The 5,523-nt window shown below is 37.0% G+C and carries 8 protein-coding genes; all 8 read right to left on the reverse strand.

Going from position 1 to position 5,523, the window contains the following annotated elements; all coding sequences use genetic code 11:
- Positions 1-289: SDR family NAD(P)-dependent oxidoreductase (locus AC1DUW_RS20215; RefSeq protein ID WP_477643298.1), on the reverse strand; the 289-nt coding region annotated here is incomplete at its 3' end.
- Positions 286-1,101, reverse strand: coding sequence for an SDR family NAD(P)-dependent oxidoreductase (locus AC1DUW_RS20220; protein ID WP_477643299.1), 816 nt, complete (start codon positions 1,099-1,101; stop codon positions 286-288). The genes AC1DUW_RS20215 and AC1DUW_RS20220, both read right to left, overlap by 4 nt.
- A gap of 29 nt (positions 1,102-1,130) precedes the next feature.
- Complete coding sequence (locus AC1DUW_RS20225; RefSeq protein ID WP_098175530.1) at positions 1,131-2,294, reverse strand: UxaA family hydrolase; 1,164 nt, start codon at positions 2,292-2,294, stop codon at positions 1,131-1,133.
- Positions 2,291-2,620, reverse strand: a complete 330-nt coding sequence (locus AC1DUW_RS20230; protein ID WP_053347607.1) for a UxaA family hydrolase — start codon at positions 2,618-2,620, stop codon at positions 2,291-2,293. The genes AC1DUW_RS20225 and AC1DUW_RS20230 overlap by 4 nt, the downstream gene beginning before the upstream one ends.
- Complete coding sequence (locus tag AC1DUW_RS20235) at positions 2,613-3,467, reverse strand: amidohydrolase family protein (protein ID WP_477643300.1); 855 nt, start codon at positions 3,465-3,467, stop codon at positions 2,613-2,615. Before AC1DUW_RS20235 ends, AC1DUW_RS20230 begins: the two co-directional genes overlap by 8 nt.
- Positions 3,468-3,751: 284 nt before the next feature.
- A complete protein-coding gene (locus tag AC1DUW_RS20240) occupies positions 3,752-4,252 on the reverse strand; it encodes a VOC family protein (RefSeq protein WP_477643301.1) in 501 nt (166 codons plus the stop codon).
- A gap of 325 nt (positions 4,253-4,577) precedes the next feature.
- Positions 4,578-5,036: a DUF3574 domain-containing protein gene (locus AC1DUW_RS20245; protein ID WP_477643302.1), complete on the reverse strand. Its 459-nt coding sequence runs from the start codon at positions 5,034-5,036 to the stop codon at positions 4,578-4,580.
- Between the two features lie 303 nt (positions 5,037-5,339).
- On the reverse strand, positions 5,340-5,523 hold a 184-nt coding region (locus AC1DUW_RS20250), incomplete at its 5' end, for a DinB family protein (RefSeq protein WP_477643303.1).

The following is a 5,523-nucleotide window of genomic DNA, read 5'->3' on the forward strand; positions in this document are numbered from 1 at the left end:
TACCCACATTGCTGATTCCTGCATTGTTGAATAGAATATCTATTTTTTTATACGTCTCAATAATCTGATGTATGGCAGATTGAACCGCTTCAGGATTCGTCACATCTACTTCGTAAAATGCTGCTTTTCCGCCATTTTCTTCTATTTCAGAAACTGTTCCTTGCCCATTTTCAGCATGAATGTCTGTGATGATAACAAATGCGCCTTCTTTTGCAAATAAACGGGCTGATTCCTTGCCGATACCGCTTCCTCCACCAGTGATAACTGCTATCTTGTTGAGTAGTCTCATAATRTTACCTCCTGTTCATGATTCATATGATCTTCAGGCTGTGCCGCTTTAACCGTTAATCCGCCATCTACCATTAACAGATGCCCATTGATTTGCACGGCTTCATCAGAGGCTAAAAAGAMAACAGAATCACCAATTTGTTTTTCTGTTCCAAGTCTCTTCATTGGATTCRCTTCAATCTCTTTTGCTAGAATTTGAGGATCTGCCAAATATTCATCRCACATATCCGTTGYAACGGTGCTCGGTCCGACTGCATTTACATTAATATTGTATTTKCCTAACTCAATCGCCAAGGCCTTTGTTAAATGCGAAGCTGCTGCTTTTGATGAGATATAATGCGGGATTACTGGACTTGTCACAAGAACACTCGCAGTTGATGTAATATTAATGACTTTTCCATATTTATTTTCGATCATTTTTTTCGCCGCTCTTTGGGTTGTCAAAAAGATCGATTTTACGTTCGTCTGATAGGTATCATCCCATGTTTTTTCTGAAAGACTCAAAAAAGGTTCAAATGGAGCAATACCAGCATTATTCACTAGGATTTCTACCGATCCTAACTCTTTTTCTACTTGGTCTATCATTTGGTCAACTTCTTCTTTCACCCCAACATTTGCTTTCACAACAATCGCTTGAATATGAAACTCTTTTTCTACTTTTTCTTTTAAAGCGTTTGCTTTTTCAAATGAACCGGGTGATGTATAATTGATAGCCACATTAGCGCCTTCTTCAGCTAATCTCATGACAATTGCTGCCCCAATCCCTCGGCTACCACCTGTGACAAGAGCTGTTCGATTTTTTAATTTACTCATATATATAGATCCTCCTTCTCCTATTTGTTTTATAGGCTGATGCTGATTCGGCTGATACTAAATTCTTGATGGCCTAAAATTTCAGCTTTTGTCAGCTCACCTTGTGCTGTTTTAAGAACCGTTTCGAAAATACGATTTCCTGCTTCTTCTGTTGTTTCTTTTCCTTTCATTACAGGACTTGTATCTATATCAATGTTATCGATCATTTTGATGGCAGTATGTTCATTTCCCGTTATTTTGATGACCGGAATAATTGGGTTTCCAGTCGGTGTCCCTCTTCCTGTCGTAAAGCAGACCATATGAACACCAGCGGCAGCCATACCCGATACACACTCGATATCATTCCCTGGTGAATCCATGAAGTAATAGCCGTTCCCTGGAATTTCTTCTGCAAAAGATAATACATCGTTCAAGGGAGCAGTACCTGCTTTACTTATACAGCCAAGAGATTTTTCTTCGATAGTAGACAGGCCTCCCTCTATATTACCCGGGCTTGGATTTCCGCCACGCATATCTGCCCCAATGCGTTCTACTTCTTTTTCAAATTTATTAACATAGGCATATAGCTTATTTGCCACTTCTTCGCTCACAGCTTTTTGAGCGACAATATGTTCAGCCCCGATAATTTCAGTTGTTTCACCCATTACAATGGTTCCGCCCTGATTTAAGAGCTGATCAGCTGTTTTTCCTAAAGCGGGATTGCTGCACAGACCAGATGTAGCATCGGAACCGCCGCATTTCACACCTAGTATTAATTCTGAAATAGGAACATCTACTTGTGGCACTTTTTCGATTTCCTTGAATAAGCTTTTTGCCAATTCAGACCCTTTTTGAATAGCTTTTATCGTTCCGCCTGCATCTTGGATATCAAGCCACTCAACAGGTTTTCCTGTTTCTTCTTCAATTTCTTGTTTCAAAACTTTAGCATCAATAACCTCACAGCCTAAGCTAATTAAAAGAACTGCACCTACATTTGGGTTTTTCCCCATTCCTCCAAGAAGTCTGTGTGTACGTTCCTTGTCATCACCAATCTGGCTGCAGCCATGCTGATGCGGAATAGCTACAGAGTCTGGTACAGCTTGCTGGATTCTATTGGCTACGTGATTTGCACAAATGACAGTAGGGATAATTAACAGATGATTACGTATTCCAAATTTCCCGTTTGAACGACGGTACCCTTTTATCATGCTCATCGTTGTTTCTCCCCTTCCGCCTTATCTCCTCTTCCTCTGATTCCTTCAATATTATGTACATGGACATGTTCACCAGGTTCGATATCAATTGTCGCTGCACCGATTACTTCTCCATATTTGATAACCGTTGCTAATTTTTCAATCGGTTTAATTGCGATTTTATGTCCAAATGGAATCGATTGCTTGGCTGTCAATACCGCTTTTTGGCCATTGATGACGTATAGTAATGTTTCTTCTTCTTCTACATCTTTCAAAAGAGTCGCTACATTATCTTGATCAGACATAACGATGCTCGTAACGTCCTGTTCATAGCCTACTTTACTCATGGCTATCTCCCCTTTCTTTTAATTTGTAAAAGGCTTTCGCATTATTAAAAAATATTTTATCCATTTCCTTATTGGTTAAATTTTCCGGTACATTTCTTTTGATAATCTGCAGTGCGTCATCATAGCTTCCAGCTGATAAACATACAGGCCAATCGCTGCCGAAAAGCAAACGGGATGGACCAAATGTTTGCACAATATGATGAATATATGGCTCAAAATCTTCAGTTTTCCACATAGCTGGATTCGCTTGCGTCATTAAACCCGACATTTTGCACCAAACATTGGGAAACTGTGATAGAGCGTACATATCCTCTTTCCACTCGCTTAAATCCCCTTTAGTAATATTCGGTTTAGCCATATGATCTATTACTGTCATTAAGTTCGGAAGCGTTTTCAATAAAGTTAAAATCGATGAAATGTGTTTATTATTAATTAATAAATCTAATGGAAGATTATATCTAATAAGCCATTTTAAATTTTCTATCACTTGCTCTTGTAATATCCAATCACTATTTTCTAAATCCTGGAGCATTGGACGCAAACCAACAATTCCCGGTCGTTTCATTAACGAATCTAGTTGCTTCGGAAAAGCTGGAGAAGATAAGTCTATCCAGCCGACTACACCATAAATCCAGTCATACCGCTCATACAATGATAAAAGAAATAAAGTCTCTTCATATGTAGGAGCAGCTTGGATAAGTACAGTTCCAGCAATACCATGTTTTTCTAATAAGGGATTTAAATCTTCTGGAAGATAATCTTGATAGAGGACTCCCATATCTTTTGAAAGCCAAGAATAGTCAGCTCGGTCAATCTTCCAAAAATGCTGATGAGCATCAATAATCATTTTGACCTCCTCTTGTTACTAGTGTGTTACCGGTAACATTAAAATAACAACAATATTTTAAATTGTCAATAAATTAATTGCAACAATATCAAAATAAGGATTTGTTAAACAACACTGTTAATATTTAGAGATAAGAAAAAGGACCTATAGCGAGGATAGTTCAGTGGAACAATCTAAAAAACCTGTATACATTTATACAGGTTTTTAATCAAACTTTTTATTAAATGGTCTTGTAAAGTGACAACAAAGAAATTCATTTTTAATACCTCAAACAACTTGTAACCTTATCCCTCATACGCTTGCTTTAATGTTTTGATGTCAATTTTTTTCATTTGGAGCATTGCATTCATAACTCTTGCTGATTTTTCTGGATCGTGGTCGCTTAGCATCTCAGTTAGGACCGTAGGAATAATTTGCCATGAAACACCATACTTATCTTTCAGCCAACCGCACACTTGTGCCTTCTCGTCTCCGCCTTCGGAGAGTTTTTCCCAAAAATAGTCCAATTCTACTTGTGACTCGCAATTGACGATAAATGATATTGCCTCTGTAAATTTGAATTGCGGACCGCCATTTAATGCTACGAATTCCTGGCCTTCCAGTTGAAATTCCACGGTCATTACTGTTCCTTCTAATATCCCGTGGATTTCATGCCCCTCTTTTCCATAGTGAGTGATTCTTCCAATCTTGGAATTTTTAAAGATAGAAGCGTAAAACTTCGCTGCCTGTTCAGCTTGTGTATCAAACCACAAGTTTGTTGTGATTTTTTGGATTTTGCTTTTCATGATTTTCTTCTCCATTTCCTAAAAAAAGATTTTTGGCAAGACTATGCTTTGTAGCTTACGAATAAAGAGGCTTAAGATCCAACCCTTTAGCATCAAGTTCATCCCAAGACTTTTTTCCGAAGAATGACCAATCAGAAATTAGCTGAAGTCATACCCTGTTTTGTGACTGTCTTTGTTACATGATTTAGCATAAGATTTTCATTACTTATTTCCATTTTTCAAGGATCTCAGTTTGTTCTATTGGAACTTTCATTTCACCTATAAAATCTTATTCTTGAGGACTAAAAGCCTTGAGATATAAAATCTCTAAGCTTCTTTAAATCGGTTATTCAATAAAGTACATCTTCCCGTTCACTTCAAGAGACACAGATGATTGTTTCATCTCTTCCTTTAGAGACTTGGTATAAGCAACTACTTGATTAATTTTTTTCTTATCCAAGTCTTCTACATAGCTATATACAATCGTTACTTTCTCCYTAACCAATTGATTATCATCAGATAGCCATGATCCTGTACCATCGATGGCTGTTGCTCCTCCAAACATTCTTGAGAATTCTTCTAATGACTTGTTTACATATGGAGTATTATCAATTGGTTGATCAACATTATATGTAGATGGTACGTAAATTTTTACTACGTCTTCAAGGTAGAATTGCCCCTTTAATGCAGAAGATTCTTTCACTTTAGATGTTTCTTGTTGTTCTGTAGCGTACACAGCATTGCCTAAAAAGACAATTAATAGAATCGGGATGATCCAATAAAAGATTTTTTTCCTTTCCATCATTGCCACTCCTTTTTATTCAACAGTTTGGCTAGCAAAACAATGGTGAGTTTTCTATCAATTATTATACATGTAACTATCAGATTATTATGGAAAATTTTGACTTATATTTCAATTATAGTATTTTTTCTATCATTGAAAAAATACCGATGAATGTTATTTTCGTTGCAAATAACTAAACGACTTGATTTAGCTGATATTGCGTAATAATAAGTTCTTAAACAAGCCTTCGCTTATTGGCTTGTTAATTAACTGGAGCCAATCCGTTAGTTCAAAAGGGATAAAAATTCCCCATTCTTTAACATCTTAATCATTCCGTAAATTGCTAAGCAATTGGAAAATCTGCCCCCTATGATGTGATTCATGTTCAATCAAATGATACACAACCCACTCAGGTGTGACATCATATTGTTCAAGTACTCTCGGTTTACGCCAATTCGTTAGGTCCATTGAACGAAAGTGGGAAAGAAATACTTCACGTACCTTATTA

The organism is Peribacillus sp. P4_C12 (assembly GCF_056402095.1).

Coding starts and splice junctions, on each gene's coding strand:
- AC1DUW_RS20225 (WP_098175530.1), bottom strand. CDS start 2,294: ATGAGCATGATAAAAGGGTACCGTCGTTCAAACGGGAAATTTGGAATA.
- AC1DUW_RS20230 (WP_053347607.1), bottom strand. CDS start 2,620: ATGAGTAAAGTAGGCTATGAACAGGACGTTACGAGCATCGTTATGTCT.
- AC1DUW_RS20235 (WP_477643300.1), bottom strand. CDS start 3,467: ATGATTATTGATGCTCATCAGCATTTTTGGAAGATTGACCGAGCTGAC.
- AC1DUW_RS20240 (WP_477643301.1), bottom strand. CDS start 4,252: ATGAAAAGCAAAATCCAAAAAATCACAACAAACTTGTGGTTTGATACA.